This is a genomic window from Mycobacterium asiaticum (assembly GCF_001673365.1).
In the GTDB taxonomy this organism is placed as follows: domain Bacteria; phylum Actinomycetota; class Actinomycetes; order Mycobacteriales; family Mycobacteriaceae; genus Mycobacterium; species Mycobacterium asiaticum_A.
This window is the reverse complement of sequence record NZ_LZLS01000178.1, coordinates 12,759-27,693: the sequence shown is the minus strand read 5'-3', so window position 1 is coordinate 27,693 and position 14,935 is coordinate 12,759. Positions and strand designations below refer to the sequence as shown.

General features: G+C 66.1%; 11 protein-coding genes and 2 pseudogenes. 7 read left to right on the top strand and 6 right to left on the bottom strand.

The window, feature by feature from the left end; all coding sequences use genetic code 11:
* Window positions 1–185 precede the first annotated feature (185 nt).
* Window positions 186–443: pseudogene (locus A5634_RS29645) on the top strand (universal stress protein); the annotation flags it as partial.
* Between the two features lie 23 nt (window positions 444–466).
* Here the strand turns inward: A5634_RS29645 and A5634_RS19370 are convergent.
* Complete coding sequence (locus A5634_RS19370; protein WP_065145647.1) at window positions 467–1,264, bottom strand: glutamate racemase; 798 nt, start codon at window positions 1,262–1,264, stop codon at window positions 467–469.
* Window positions 1,261–3,198, bottom strand: coding sequence for a methyltransferase domain-containing protein (locus A5634_RS19365; RefSeq protein WP_065145646.1), 1,938 nt, complete (start codon window positions 3,196–3,198; stop codon window positions 1,261–1,263). The genes A5634_RS19370 and A5634_RS19365 overlap by 4 nt, the downstream gene beginning before the upstream one ends.
* 60 nt (window positions 3,199–3,258) lie before the next feature.
* Here A5634_RS19365 and A5634_RS30170 point away from each other — a divergent pair.
* Window positions 3,259–3,945, top strand: a pseudogene (locus A5634_RS30170) (adenylate/guanylate cyclase domain-containing protein); the annotation flags it as partial.
* A gap of 118 nt (window positions 3,946–4,063) precedes the next feature.
* Window positions 4,064–6,607: an ATP-binding protein gene (locus A5634_RS19360; RefSeq protein ID WP_367593465.1), complete on the top strand. Its 2,544-nt coding sequence runs from the start codon at window positions 4,064–4,066 to the stop codon at window positions 6,605–6,607.
* A 6-nt stretch (window positions 6,608–6,613) separates the two neighbouring features.
* Here A5634_RS19360 and A5634_RS19355 read toward each other — a convergent pair whose 3' ends face one another.
* Window positions 6,614–9,292, bottom strand: a complete 2,679-nt coding sequence (locus A5634_RS19355; protein WP_065145645.1) for an ATP-binding protein — start codon at window positions 9,290–9,292, stop codon at window positions 6,614–6,616.
* A gap of 54 nt (window positions 9,293–9,346) precedes the next feature.
* Here A5634_RS19355 and A5634_RS19350 point away from each other — a divergent pair, with 54 nt between their 5' ends.
* Window positions 9,347–9,703 carry a bleomycin resistance protein gene (locus A5634_RS19350; RefSeq protein WP_081290539.1) on the top strand — a complete coding sequence of 119 codons (357 nt, stop codon included), beginning with the start codon at window positions 9,347–9,349 and terminating at the stop codon, window positions 9,701–9,703.
* On the opposite strand, the gene A5634_RS19345 is transcribed toward A5634_RS19350, so the two are convergent.
* On the bottom strand, window positions 9,700–10,092 hold the full coding sequence (locus A5634_RS19345) for a DoxX family protein (RefSeq protein WP_065145643.1): 393 nt from the start codon (window positions 10,090–10,092) through the stop codon (window positions 9,700–9,702). The two genes, A5634_RS19350 and A5634_RS19345, sit on opposite strands and share 4 nt — an antisense overlap.
* A 61-nt stretch (window positions 10,093–10,153) precedes the next feature.
* The gene (locus A5634_RS19340; RefSeq protein ID WP_065145642.1) at window positions 10,154–10,927 is read right to left on the bottom strand and encodes an SDR family oxidoreductase; all 774 of its coding nucleotides are present in this window, start codon (window positions 10,925–10,927) and stop codon (window positions 10,154–10,156) included.
* Between the two features lie 132 nt (window positions 10,928–11,059).
* Between A5634_RS19340 and A5634_RS19335 the strand changes: the two genes are divergently transcribed.
* Entirely contained in the window at window positions 11,060–11,494 is a 435-nt protein-coding gene (locus A5634_RS19335; RefSeq protein ID WP_065145641.1) for an SRPBCC family protein, read from the top strand.
* A 114-nt stretch (window positions 11,495–11,608) separates the two neighbouring features.
* Window positions 11,609–12,394 (top strand): SDR family NAD(P)-dependent oxidoreductase, encoded by a 786-nt coding sequence (locus A5634_RS19330; protein ID WP_065145640.1) that lies wholly within the window; start codon window positions 11,609–11,611, stop codon window positions 12,392–12,394.
* On the opposite strand, the gene A5634_RS19325 is transcribed toward A5634_RS19330, so the two are convergent.
* Complete coding sequence (locus A5634_RS19325) at window positions 12,395–13,582, bottom strand: serine/threonine-protein kinase (RefSeq protein WP_081290537.1); 1,188 nt, start codon at window positions 13,580–13,582, stop codon at window positions 12,395–12,397.
* Window positions 13,583–13,692: 110 nt separating this feature from the next.
* Between A5634_RS19325 and A5634_RS19320 the strand changes: the two genes are divergently transcribed.
* Window positions 13,693–14,868, top strand: coding sequence for an acyl-CoA dehydrogenase family protein (locus tag A5634_RS19320; protein ID WP_065145639.1), 1,176 nt, complete (start codon window positions 13,693–13,695; stop codon window positions 14,866–14,868).
* The last annotated feature ends 67 nt before the right edge of the window (window positions 14,869–14,935 follow it).

Here is a 14,935-nt window from a genome sequence, read left to right as displayed (position 1 = left end):
GACGCCCGATCACGGACCACGATACGGTGCACGGTGACGTCGGGATAGCGCTCCTGCCATCCGGCCAGGCGTTCGGCCAGTATCTGCTCCGCCTGCAATTGCAGTGTCTCCCAGTCGAACCCGTCGAGGTCGAGCACCTCGATGTCGCTCCAGGCGTGCACCGCCTTGAGTTCCACACCACGGCGCGATGCCTCGCCGAACGCCTGGCCGGATGGCAGGAGCGCTATCCCGACGTCACCGTGCACCGTATCGTGGTCCGTGATCGGGCGGCGCGGGAGCTGATCGACCAGTCGGAATCGGCTCAGCTCGTGGTGGTTGGCAGTCACGGTCGGGGCAAGATCGCGCAGATGTTGTTGGGCTCGGTCAGCAACTCGGTGGTGCAATCGGTCCACTCGCCGATCATCGTGGCGCGGGCGGCCGATGACGAATGGTTGCGGGTGTGACATTCGCCCCAGCTGAGTGGCGGCTAGGAAGCGAGCGCCCGCTGCTCCCGCACCGCGGTGGCCGTCAACATCGTTCCCCACGCGCGGGCGGCGCCGTGTCGCATAGCGTCGGGATCGCCGGTGGTGAGGAACACGCGCGCGGCCAGATGTTTCGCCGACATCGCTTCCGGATAGCGGTAGGCGATTGCGGCTGCCAGATGCTCGGCCGGATCGATCAGCAGTGCGTCGGGCAGCGCGGCGGCAAACCATTCATTGGCGGCCGGGTAGTGGGTGCACGCCAGCACCAGGGCCTGTACGTGTTGCAGCGGCGCGACGATGTTGGTCAGGTCGGTGTGGAACTGCGGTGAGCCGATCCGGCCGGCTTCGATATGCGCGGACAATGGTTGCGCCACTCGGGACAACACCGTGCGGCCCGGTCGGGATAACCCGCGCCGGTAGTGGCCGCCGTCTATGGTGCGTTGCCCGCCGATCACCCCGACTGAGACCAGTTCTTCGGGCACTGAGGCCAACCCGTGGGCGATGATTCCCTCTACGGGAACCGGGGCAGCGTCCAATAGTCCCAGCACGGTGCTGGCCGCGTTGCACGCCAGCACCACCTCGGTGGCCCCGCGGTCAGCGAGGGCAGTGATCACAGTCAGCAGTCGGTCGGTCAGGTCGTCGGGATGCATGCGGCCGTAGGGCGTCGCCCCGGCATCGGACCAGTACAAAACCGGCAACCCGGGGGCCAACCGGTCCAGGGCCTGCAGGAGGCCGACACCACCGATGCCCCAGTCGATTATGCCGAGGCAGGCGTCCTCGGCCAGGGGCCGTAGCGAAATCATGGGTAGGACAGTGGTGCGGTCTGCCCCTTGGCCAGGGGTCCGGAGTCAAATGCCACGACCCGCGCCGACGGCGTCGCCGTCAAGGTCTTGAGCTTGGTGCCGGGGAAGCGGCTGCCGAAATACCAGCGGTACTCGTGCTCTGCGCGAATAGGGTTATGTTGCAGCATGTTTCGCCAATCGGGGTGTTGGGTCAAGGCGGCCAGGTCGGTCGCGAACTGGGGGCGGGTGCGCCGGGTCCGCAGATGCGCGACGGCCGATCGGGCCAGGACGGGCAATTCGCGGATCCGCACCGGTTGCTCAACCATGTCGACCACCCACAACCGTCCGCCGGGGGCCAGCACCCGGCGAATCTCGGCCATGACCGGATCCCAATCCAGGTAGCGGAACGACAGAAACGAGATCACCACGTCGACGTGGTCGTCGGGGATGTCCAGGGCCGGCCCGCTCACCTTGCCGAAGCGCAACCGTCCGCGGTCGCGGTTGCGCTCCCGTGCGCGAGTCAGCATGCCTTCGGAACTGTCCAATCCGACGGCGAAGTCGATGTTGCCGTTGTCGTCCAGCGCGCGGAGCAAAGCGCCGTTGCCGCAGCCGATTTCCAATACCCGTACCCGCCGGCCGAGATCGGCATGGGCAGAAGCGAGCCGGTTGGCCACCCACTGCCACTCCGCTTCGCGGACCCGGATGTCCGCGTAGGCACGGTCGTACAATTCGGCCACGCGATCATAGGATCGCTCCGGATGCGTTGCAGCGGGCTCACTTTCGGTCATCGGCTCGGCGGCGCAGCCGAGATATTTGCGGAAACTGCCGGCCCAGCCGTGTGACTTCTTACCCGGGGCCGCGATCATATAAAGATTCGGGCGAGCCGCCGGTTGGCGGCCCGCCCACGCAAACCGGTCCTTACGGGTGGACACGGTGGTGTAGTTGTGGTTGCCGTACGTGGCAACGCCGAACACGTCGGCGAAGAACGGCGCGAACCAGCGCGCCGTTCGGCAGGCGTGGAAGTACGCCCGTCCGTCGGTGGCGAAGGGGATCGTCATGTCCCGCCACTCATGGGGGGAGAACTGCTCGGGCCAGTTTGTAGTACCGAACATCGGGCCGTACATGCCGGAATGGCTGATCAGGTGCAGTTGGCTGATCACTCGGCCGGTTAACGCGAGTTGGGCGAGTTGGGTTTGGAAGTCGGCTTTGCGATGTAGGCCGGACACGATGACTTCGGCGTCCGGGTGCGCGGCCGCCAACTCGCGGCCCATGGTGGCCGCGGCGATTGCGAATTCGGTCGAGCCGCCCCGGTACCGGGTGGTGTGAGCGACCCAGATCACCGGCTTCACGAGGGCAGTTTTCGGCGTCAAGGCGGTGAACGGAATTCGCGGGTGATCGCCCTGTGGAATCCAGGCGCCGTAGTTGCCGACGAGCTCAAGTGCCTCAGCGCGCTGCAGATCGAAGACCCGCATGCTGGTCGGTGGCGGACTGTAGAGGTGCAGGCTCAGGCCGGCGGTTTCGGCGGCCATGTCGTGGATCACCTCGGGTGAAATGTGAATCGCGGTGCCTTGCTCGTGGATGGCGGCCTCGTCCACCACCAAGCGCGACTCGTCCCAGCCGAAGCGACGCTCATGGAAGCTGCCCTCGACGGCGACAACGAAGCCGCCAGACCCGCCGTGATCGTGTGGGGCGCAGCTGTGTCCGGGGCGCCAGCGGGCAAGCATGATCTCCACCTGGTCGTCCACCCGCAGGATCGAGCGGGAGTAGGGCTCGCCGTCGGCTGGATCGGATGCCAGGCCTGCAAGCAGCGGCTGGGCAGCGGCGGCACGAGCCAGCAATTCGGGGCCGGGAACTTCGCCTCGCGCGGCGACCGCGGCCAGCGCATCAAATATTGGGGTCAGCTCCGCCAGCCGGTCCTGCCTGGTGAGCGGCTCGTCGTGCGCGATATCGGTCATGCTGTGTCCCCCTTTCGATGGCTAGCACGGGCTGGGATGGGGGCTGGGTGAGCCACCGTGATGGTTTCGATTCGTCGCTATTGCCCGGTTGTTATCAAGAACACGCTTGCGCGAGGCCCTTGGAGGATTCTTGGAAGATTCTTGGAACGCGTTGACCTGGGCATTTGTCGCAAAAAATCCGCGAATCTCTGGACCGCGAGTTTCCGGCGGTGGCACGATGTTGCCGTGACGGGAACCGTCGGGACCGAGTCGTGCTTGTCGTGCGGCAGCGCCCTGTCGGTAACGGCGAAGTTCTGCAGCGAGTGCGGTAAGCCGCGCGTCCGCGCCGCCCAACCGGCGGAGTACAAACAGGTCACCGTGTTGTTCGCCGACGTGGTGCATTCGATGGATCTGGCCGCCGCGTTGGGCGCGGAGCGGCTGCGCGAGGTGATGGCCGCGCTGTTGGACCTTTCGACGGCGGTTGTGCAGCGCTACGGAGGCACCGTCGACAAATTCACCGGCGATGGTGTGATGGCGCTGTTCGGTGCGCCGACGGCGTTGGAGGATCACGCGTTTCGCGCCTGTCTGGCTGCGCTGGACATCCAGGTTGAGGTGGAAACCCTTGCCGCCGAGGTCAAACGCCGCGACGGAGTCGGGCTGGAACTGCGGGTGGGATTGAATTCCGGGCAGGTGATAGCCGGCGAAATCGGTTCTGCTGCCGCAAGTTACACAGCCATCGGCGAACAGGTCGGGATGGCGCAGCGGATGGAGTCGGTCGCTCCGCCCGGCGGCGTGATGTTGAGCGAATCGACCGCTCGATTGGTCGACCATGCCGTGGTACTGGCTGATCCGGAGTTGGTACAGAATAAAGGGCGCGAGTATTCCGGTGCCGGCCCGCCGGTTGCTTGCCGTTGGCGACGAACGCGCCCAACCCAAGCGCGGGGAGCCCACTCTGGTCGGACGCACCTGGGAGCTGAGCACCCTTGGCGGCATTCTCGAACAGTCGATCGGCGGCGACGGATGTGTGGCAGGAGTGGTCGGGCCACCCGGCATCGGCAAAAGTCGCACCGTCCGGGAAGCGACGCGGCTGGCGGGCGAGCGCGGCATCGAGGTGTTCACCACCTACAGCGAATCCCATACCCACGATGTCCCGTTCCATGTGGTGGCCCGACTGCTGCGCGCGGTCTTCGCAATCGGCGACAGCGACCCGGACCAGGCTCGGTCGACACTGCGCGAACGCATTCCCGACGCCAACCCCGAAGATCTGTTGTTGCTCGACGATCTCCTCGGAATAGGTGACCCGGCCGTTCCGCTGCCCGCCATCCCGCCGGACGCACGGCGGCGCCGGCTGGCGGCGCTGCTGAACTCGGCGGCGCTGGCCCGCGCCGAACCGGCGGTCTACGTGGTCGAAGACACCCACTGGATTGACGAAGCCAGCGAGGCCATGCTCGCCGAATTCGCCGCAGTCGTCCCGCAAACCCGCGCACTGCTGTTGATCACCTACCGACCCGAATACCAAGGCCCGCTGGCACGTACGCCCGGCGGGCAGACCATCGCGTTGGCGCCGCTGAATGCGCAACAAACCCGGCAACTCGTGGCCGAGTTGCTCGGCGATCACCCGTCGGTGGACCAGCTGGCCGCCCGGATCACCGAACAAGCGGTCGGGAACCCGTTTTTCGCCGAGGAGATCACCCGGGATCTGGCCGGGCGGGGCCTGTTGGAGGGCGAACGTGGCCGGCATGTGTGTCGCGACGCGACGGCGACGATCACCTTGCCGAGCACTTTGCAGGCCACCCTGGCCGCCCGCATCGACCGCTTGGACAACAGCGCGAAACGGGTGCTGTATGCCGGAGCCATCATCGGCGCCCGGTTCACCCGGGGCATCCTGGACACCGTCATGAGCGACATCGCCAATTTGGCTGGCGCACTTGATGATCTGTTGCACGTCGAACTCGTCGACCAGGTGCGGTTCACCCCGCACGCCGAGTACGCGTTTCGGCATCCGCTGGTACGAACCGTCGCCTACGAATCGCAACTCAAAGCCGAGCGTGCCGAGTTGCACCGGCGGGTAGCCGCCGTCATTGAACAACGCGATCCCGACGCGGCAGAGCAGAACGCCGCGCTGATCGCCGAACATCTCGAGGCCGCCGGCGACTTGTCGGAGGCGTTCGGCTGGCATATGCGCGCCGGCGCCTGGTCCAATCATCGCGACCTGGCGTCGGCGCGGACCAGTTGGCAGCGTGCCGCCCAGGTCGCCGACCGCCTGCCCGAGGATCATCCGGCGCGCGTCGGTATGCGGATAGGACCCCGAACTCTGTTGTGCGGCACGGCGTTTCTTGCCGGATACAGTGCCGACGACGTTGACTTCGGCGGGCTACGGGAGCTCTGTGCGGTGGCTGGCGACAAGATGTCGTTAGGAATCGGCATGTCCGGTGTCGTCATGGCTCTGGCGGCCAGCGGCCGTGCCCGCGAGGCTGCCGATTTGGCGAGCGAGTTCGTCGAACTGGTCGATTCGACCGGTGATTCGACGTTGATGGTCGCGCTGTTCTACGCGGGCACCTACGCCAAGATGGAGGCCGGTGAGTCGCGCGAGGCGCTGCGGTTGGCACAGCGAGCCGTCGAACTTGCCGACGGCGATCCGACAAAGGGCAATGTCATCTTCGGTTCACCCCTGGCCATGGCAATGGGTTTGACGGGCTTCATCAAGATGTGCCTGGGGATGCCGGACTGGCAGGCCGACGCGGACCGAGCCATCGCAATCGCCGCCCCGGTCGACCCGCACATCCACGTCATGACGGTGATGTGGAAGTACGTGTTGGCCATCCCTTTTGGTGCCCTGGCTCCCGATTCGACCGCGCTGCGCGACACCGCCGACGCGCTGTGGATCGCCGAGCGGACCGGCGACCAGGTCGTGCTGGGGTTCGCGCTGCTCGCACATGGCTTCGCTCAACTTCATCACGGTGGGCCGGATCGCGAAAAGGGCATCGCGCTGCTGACCCAGGCGCACGATTCCGCGTCGCGGCAGCGTTTCGTCGGGCTGGCGATGTCGATCGTCGAGCCCGAAATCGCCAGAGAGAAGGTCCGAACCGGCGACATTGACGGTGCCATCGAGCTGGGTCGGCGCGTCGTGGAGCGCAGTTACACCAACGGTGAGATGGTGTGGCGCTGGTCGGCGGTCACCGCATTGGTCGAGGCACTGCTCGCGCACGGCACCGACGCCGATCTGTGCGAAGCCGAAGCCGCGATCGACCGCCTGGCCGCCGCGCCGACCGACGATGGTTTCGTCCTGCACGAGTTACCGGTGTTGCGGATGCGGAGTTTGGTCTCGCGGGCGCGCGGCGACGAAGCCGGTCACGACGAGTTCATGGCCCGGCTGCGGGAACGGGCACTCGCGGTCGGCTTCGAACCGCTTGCTGCCGTTGCAGATTGACGACCCTTAGCTACGCGCCTCGAGTTCTGCTCGGATCTGGTCGATTTGGGCATAGGCGTAGCTGGCCATTCCCGCGGTGGTCATGTGCGCACCTGTCTGGCTGCAAGACTCGTACCGACTACCGCCGAGTTCCTGCCGCAACTGAGCCATTACGGTAGTGAGCTCGGGAACGGACTGTGCGGTAACGGGACTGAAGGCGTAACCGGCGAGCGTAGCCGCCGCCTCGTTACGCCCCAGCCGATGCAGAAACGCGGCGAGCAGGGCCAGTGGGGTACCGATCATGGTGGTACTGCCCGACTCGTGGTGGTTGCGGATGGCCAACTCGAAATACTCGAGCGCTGACACCGGGTCACCGTATTTCGCTTCGACACGGCATAGGACGGCCGCCAGGTGGGACACACTGCTGCGGTTGCCGGTTCGCTGTCCGACCGCCAAGCCGCGGCGCATCGATCTCAGGGCGCGCGCAGGGTCGGTGTCGCGGTAGGCGAAGCCGTCGGCGAGCAGGGCAAAGCAGACCGCAAGCGGATTACGGGTGGCCTCGGCGGATTCGACCAGCCCGTCCGCCAAGGTCATGGCTTCCTCGTTCGGACCTTCGATCGCCAGTGCGAAGATCAAACACCCCCGCTTGAGGGAAAGTGGGTCGTTGCCACCTGCTAATGAGTTGCGAGCCAAGGCGATACCCCGTTGGCGCTGCCCGCTGACGGTGAAGGCGCCGCTAGGCCAGGCTTCTATCCCGTATGGCACCTCACCGTGGTTGCTCTCAAGCAGTTGCGCCGCGACACCGGCGTGCCGGACTGCCTCAGTCAATCGACCAGCTGAGTAGCACATTGACGCCATCAAGCATAGGAACGTGAGTCGAGGATGATCCACGGCCGTGGCGGGTCCCAGCAGTTCCTCGGCCCAGGTAATGGGTTCGAACACATCGATCGAATAGCCCACAAACGCCGCATCCGCGGCGATTGTGGCGGCTTCGTCCAGGTCCGCGTGGTCGGCTGCCCACCTGAACGCGGTACGCAGATTGGCCAGTTCGAGTTCGAACCAGGAGTAGGCCTCGCGTTGATCCGGGCTGTCCCACAAGGCCATCACATCGGTGATACGACGGGCGAAGTGGCCGGCATGGGCTGCCCGAACTTCTTCTGCCGCACCACTGTTGACGAGTTTTTCCTCGGCGAACTCGCGAATGGTCTCCAGCATCGAATACCGCGTCCGACCGGACATCCGGTCGACGACCACCAGGGACTTGCGTACCAGCGCATCCAGTAGATCCAGCACCTCGTAGTCATCGGCAGCATCAGCGGAAGCAGCTACCGCGCAAGCGCTTTGCAGGTCGAATCCGCCGGCGAATACCGAACAGCGTTCCAGCAGAAGCTGTTCGTTCTGGTCGAGGTGGTCATAAGACCAGGCCACCGCGTGTCGCAGGGTCTGGTGTCGTGCCAGGCCACGCCGCGACCCCACCAGCAACCGGAATCGGTGGTCGAGGCGATCGCGCACCTCGATGGGTGTCATCGATCCCATCCGGGACGCGGCCAGCTCGATGGCCAGCGGGATGCCGTCCAAACGCCGGCAGATCTCCACGACAGCGGTCGCGTCGTCGGGCTCAGTTACACCGAAGCCCGTCGAAACACTTTGCGCGCGTTCGATGAACAGGTTGGCGGCGGGGGAGCTGATGCCGCTGTCGACGTCCAGCGAGGGCACCGACCACAATTGCTCGTCGGGTACCTCCAGACGTTCCCGGCTGGTGGCCAGGATCCGCACGCTGGCCGACCGGGCGAGGATGGCTTCGATCAGATCGGCAGCGGCGTCGCGCACGTGCTCGCAGTTGTCGAACACCAACAACCGGACCCGGCCTTCCAGCGCGGCGGCGATACTTTCGGTGACGTTCTTGCCCGGCTGCTGAGTGATGCCCAACACCGTTGCCACCGCATCGGGCACCGCGGCCGGGTCGGCGACCGCGGCCAACTCGAAAAGCCAGACCCCATCCGGGAATTCGTCGGACAGACGGAGCGCGACCTCACAGGCCAGCCGGGTCTTGCCGACCCCGCCCACCCCGGCCAGCGTCACCAACCGATGCACCTTCAGTGCCGCCCGCACCTGGTCGATCTCGGACTCGCGGCCGACGAAACTGGTGAAGGCGGGGCGAAGATTTCCCGGGCTGCTGTCCAGGGCGCGCAGCGCGGGAAAGTCGTTGCGCAGCCCCGGTGCTCGGACCTGGAACACCCCGACCGGGGCGGGCAGGTCGCGCAGTCGCCTGGGGCCTAGGTCCACCAGATCGATCCCGTTGACCAGGCCAGCCGTCGAATCAGTGAGCAGGATCTGGCCGCCGTGCCCGGCGGACATGACCCGGGCTGCGCGGTTCAACACCGTTCCGAAGTAGTCGCCGTCGCGCAACTCGGCCTCACCGGTCGCAAGGCCCATCCGCACCGGCAATTCCAGCGCGTGCTGGGCCGCCACCGCGGCGTCGACGGCCGACCGCGGCGAGGCGAACGCCGCGCAGACCCCGTCTCCGGTGTGCTTGAACAGCCACCCCCGATGGGTCTCGATCACCCGACGCAGCACGTCGTCGTGCACGGCGAGGCCGGCCCGCATGCCCTCAGGATCGTCCTCCCACCGGCGGGTCGACCCCTCGACATCGGTGAACAGAAACGTCACGATGCCCGACGGTGGACCCCCCGAATCAGCGGTCACCCACGCAGAATGCCACAGCCCGCACCCGGGTGACAGACTTCTGACGTGCCCGAAATCGACTTCACCTCGGCGGCGGCCATCGTGCCGGTCCTAGATCTCGATGCCGCGCTTGAGCGCTACCGCCGGCTCGGCTTCGAAGCCCGTGGCTACGACGGTCCGGAACGCTACGGCTTCGTCGACCGCGGCTCCGTCCAGATCCACCTCACCGAGTGGGCCGAGCACGACCCACTGACCACCGCGTCGAGCGTCTACTTCTACGTCAGCGACGCCGACGCGCTGTATGCGCAGTGGCGGGCCCTGCCGGATCTGGGCGGCCGCTTGCACCCCCCGCACGACACCGGCTACGGGTTGCGGGAGTTCGCCTACGTCGATCCGGACGGCACCCTGCACCGCATCGGTTCGCCGCTCTAGCTGTTGCGGTAGATCTTGATCGCGGTGGTGATCATCGGCACCTGTAGGGGCAGCCGCGCCAGGGCGATGAGGCGCATGTACCACGGCTTGTCCCACCACAGCCGAACCATGTTGATGTTGCCCGGGTAGACCCCGATGAACAGCGCGGCCGCCGCCCCGGCGGCCAGCCGCCGGGTGCTGCGCACCAACAGCAACGCGCCGATGACGAGCTCGGCGACTCCTGAGGCGTAGGTGTAGAACCGCGCGCTGAAGGGCAGCTCGGCCGGGATGATGTCATCGAATGGTTTGGGCGCCAGAAAGTGCAGGGTCCCTATTCCGAGTAGCCCGACCCCGACGCGGCGGGCGGTGGTCTCGATGGAGTCGCGCTGAATCAGCGGTTCGGTCCTCATGGAATCCCATAATGGCACTGCGCTCTCGCGGCCTGACATGTCGGCCGCGCCCGAACGTCGCTCACGACCCGGTCGCGCGACGGTTGATCTCCCGCAGTACCCAGCCGGGCGCGACGGCGGCGATCGCCATCAGCGACTTGGCCTGCCAACCGACCCCGAAGTGCGGACCGTGCGGCATTCGGGGCCGCCGTTCGGCTATTTTCACGATGGCCTTGGCGACGTCGTCGGCAGTCAGCGACACTCCCATCGTGCGCGTGCTGCCGGTATCCACACCTTGGACCATCCCGGTGTCGACGAACAGCGGCCACACCGCGCACACCCTGATATCGTCTGCGGCCCACTCTAATTCGAGTGCTTCGGTGAGCCCGCGAAGCGCGAACTTGGACGCCGAATAGGCCGCCAACTCAGCCTGGCCGTACATGGCCGACGCCGAACAAAGGTTGACGACCACAGCATCGGGTGTCGCGCGAAGATACGGATAGGCCGAATGGCAGCCATTGAGCGTGCCGCCTATGTTGACGTCGATGATGCTGCGCTGGGGCGACAATTGAAGTTCCGCGAAGCGGCCGGCAGACAGGATGCCGGCGTTGTTGACCAGCACGTCCAATTGGCCATTCGTCTGCTCGGTCAACTCGGCGAGTTTGGTGGCCCACGCGTCGGCGTCTTGTACGTCGAGGGAGTCGACGACGGCTCCGGGGCGCAGCTCTTCGCGTAACTCGCAGAGTGCCTTCGGATTACGCCCGTAAGCCGCTACCCGATAGCCGGCGCGGTCGAATCGAAGGGCCGTGGCGCGGCCGATTCCTGCTGTGGCACCGGTGATCGCGACTGTCTTCATAAACACCGTGTACCCCACTGTCGTCGGTCTACTGCTTCATCGACGAGGCGGACGGCAAGCACGGCCGATGTCGCGCCCCGCGGAGGCGGCTAGCCTTGCCAAACGTAGGCGTTTGTCAGGCGGGAGATTTTCATGGTCGAGATTCACGTTCAACGAACGATCGCTGCGCCGGTGGAACAGGTCTTCGACTGGCTGGCGGACCCGGCAAGCCTGGTTAGGGCGCCGCTGGTCCTCAAGTCCAGCTGGGCGCCGGACTCGCCGCCCCTTGGACCGGGCGCCGTACGGAAAGTCGTTGGCACCGGCATGTGGTTCCGCGAGGAAATCCCCACCTACGACCGCCCGAACAGCTACAGCTACCTGATCGTCGCCTCGTTCCCTGCCTTCAACCACGAGGGCGGCACCCTGACTTTCACGCCTGCCGGGGACGGCACTCACGTCGACTGGCTGAGCCATTACACCCATCCACTGCGTGCCGGAGGCAGGCTCATGGAGCAAGTCAGCAGTCGGCTGCTGAGCTGGAATTTCGCTGCGATCCTGGCAGCCTGCGCCAAGGATCTGGAGAACTGACTGTGAGTTGCCGAAAACGCGATCAGCCGAGCGGTCCCGGTGTAAGACTTGCCTTACCTGTCCCATACGGTCGCCGAGGGGTCAGCCGAATGGACAGGGCAGACGAAGCGCGCCATGAGCACTGACCGCGCCGACGGGCGCACTTTTGTGGTGACCGGCGCAGCGTCGGGCATCGGCTTGGCCACTGCCCGACGACTGCTGGATGAGGGCGGCACCGTTATCGGGGCCGACCTGGCGGCGCCGCCGGATCTGGGGCCGGAGTTTCACTTCGTGACCGCTGACGTGAGCGACGAGAACGCAGTGGCAGCGGTATTCCAGGCGGTACCCGACCGCCTGGACGGGGTGGTCCACTCTGCCGGCGTCGCCGGTGGCGGACCCGTCCACCTGGTTCCGCAGTCCGAGTGGGACCGGGTCATCAACATCAATCTCACCGCCACCTTCCTGGTGGCCAAGGCGGCGTTGGGCCGGATGATCGAACAGCCCCGAGTCGACGGGGAGCGCGGGTCGATCGTGACGCTGGCCAGCGTCGAGGGACTGGAAGGTACCGCCGGCGGCAGTTCGTACAACGCCGCCAAGGGCGGTGTCGTGCTGTTGACGAAGAACATCGCGCTCGACTACGGACCGAGCGGAATTCGGGCCAACGCGATCTGTCCTGGTTTCATCGAAACCCCGTTAGCTGAAAGCGTTTTCGGCATCCCGGGGATGGAGGGCCCGCGGGCCTTGATCACCAAGGAGCACGCGTTGCAGCGGCTGGGTCGTCCCGAGGAGGTCGCCGCGATGGCGGCTTTCCTGGTATCACCCGATGCGTCGTTCGTGTCAGGTCAGGCCATCGCGGTGGACGGCGGCTATCTGGCCGGCCGCGACCATGGCGTCGTGGAACTCTTCGGTCTACCCGACTGATCAGTCGCCTTTTCCGCCCTTGTTCTTCTTGCCGTGCCGGCCCGGAGGCGGTGCCGGCGGCGGCGCAGGGGTGCTCATCGGTGCGACTTCGCTGGTGGCCGGCGGTGGCGGCAGCGGCGTGCTGGTGCCGACCGGCGAGGGCGGTGGTGCTGAGAACGACGGGATGATTGCGATCAGCATGACCGACATCAGGAACGTGGCGGCAATCGCCGCCGCCCAGAGTTTGCGTCGGGAATGGGGAGGTTCGGGTTCCGCCGCCACAAACGCGTGGGTGCCCAGACTCGGTAGCGGCGCCGTTATGGCTCGCGTGGGATTGCGCACCTTAGGGCTTGCCTTCGCGCCTGCCAACGCCGTTCTCATGGCCTCGGCCTGTTCGAACTTGCGGGCAGGCTCGCGTGCCATCGCCCGTTCGATTACGTCGGCAAGGCCCGCGGGCACGTCGGGTCGCAGCGCGATGAGCGGTGCCGGTGACTCGTGCAGGATGGCGTGGCCCAACGGCCCTAGCTCGGTTTGCGGGAATGGCCGGCGTCCGGTCAGCGCCTCGTAGCCAACCACGCCGAGGGCATACAGGTCGTCCGCGGGGGTGGCCGGCTTGGCCGTCAGCCGCGCTGGGCTCAAGTAAGCCATGCTGCCAACGATCTCGCCGGTCATGGTGTGCACGCCGCCGTTGGTCTTGGCGATGCCGAAATCGGCGAGCTTAGCTTCGCCCTTGGGGGTGAACAGCACGTTGCCCGGTTTGACGTCGCGGTGCACGATTCCTGCCGCATGCGCCACCGCGAGCGCGTCGAGAACATCTTCGAGAACAGAGCGGACGAAGTCCGGCGTCAGCGGACCGCGCGCGATGTGGTCGGCCAGGGAAATTCCCGGCAGTCGCTCCATCACGATGAAGGGCAGCCCGTCGTGCTCGCCGACGTCGTGGACGACCACGATGTGGTGACTGCTCAGCGTGGCGGTCGCACGTGCCTCGGTTTCGAATCGCAGACGGTCCTCGGGGCGGTTTCCGCAGGCGAGGAGTTTGATCGCGACGGGCCGACCCAGCTTCAGGTCCCACCCGTCGCGCACTTCAGACATCCCGCCGCGACCCAGCACGGTCCCAAGCTGGTAGCGATCGGCAAGCGGAACGCCGGGTTCGGCTACGGCGGCGGGTGCTCCGCCGCTGCCTGGGTATCTTCGGTGTTCCGGTTCCATTCTGTCCCGTGGCTTGTCCGGGCCACTCATCGCCGTTCTGCAGGCCTCGGGTAACCCAATATGCTGACCCCGAAACATGGGTCCCCGGCAACGGCGATAGGAGACCGGCAATGACGTCGACCACCGTAGAGGTCCTGTCCAGGGCGCGGGGAATGCGTGAGACAGTGCTCGCCGAGGCGGCGGCCTCCGAACGTAACCGCACCCTGACCACCACGATCGTCGACGAAATGTGGTCCAGCGGGCTGATGTCGTCCTTCAATCCCGTACCGGCCGGCGGTGTCGAACCGTCGTTCGCCGAGATGATCGAAACCTGGATCGAGATGGCTTGGCAGGACGGCTCTTTCGGGTGGATTGGGATCGCGAACCTGCCGTCGTCGTTCGCCGCGGCGGCCTACCTTCCCGACGAGGGCTTCGCCGAGGTGTTCACCGCACACGACAACCGCGTCACGATGGGCGGTCAGTTCTTTCCCAACGGGCAGGGCGCAGTGGTGGATGGCGGTTACCGGGTAAGTGGTTCGTGGAGTTTCGGCTCGGGTACCGGACATTCGCAGTATGTGGCGGCGGGGTTCTTCCCGATGGACGACGGGGAGATGCGCTGGATCAGCGATGGCATTCCCGACATGCAGGTGGCGGTGATCCCCAGGGCGGAGATCACCTTCAACGACGGTTGGTATGTCCAGGGGCTCAAGGGAACTGGATCTTATGACTACAGCGTCCAAGACGTATTCGTGCCGGGGTACCGGACGTTTGGCCTGTTCGACCGCAAGCCATTCCGCGGAAGTTCACCGGCCACCCGGATGGGACTGATGCCGGTGACCGCCGCCGGCCACGCATCGTGGGCCCTCGGGGTGGCCAAGAGCATGCTCGACGACGTTGCCGAACTCGCCGCCACCAAGTTCCGGATGAGCGATATGGCCGCACTGGCCAGCCGGCCGACGTTCCAGAAAGGTCTGGCACACCACGTCGCGGCCTGGCGCGCCGCGCGTCTGCTGGTGCTGGATGCCTTCGGTGCCGGCGAGGCGGCCGTAGCCACGGGGACAGATCTGGACCCGAAGCTGCGCGCTGACATGCGCGCGGCCGCCGTCTACGCCACCGACACGGCACGCGAATGCGCGGAATGGGCTCACCTGGTGGCGGGAACCAGCTCGATCCGGGAGGGCAGTCGGCTCGAGCGCGCGTTCCGTGACATCTACACCGGCACCCAGCACGCCTTCATCAGTGAAAAGGTGGCGATGGACTGCGCTCAGATCTGGCTCGGCATCATCGAGGATCAGTTCGGACTCTGAGCGGGCCACGATCTAGCCCGGCAAAGTCGGTTAAACTAACCAACATTTCCGCGTACCCAGTGAGGAC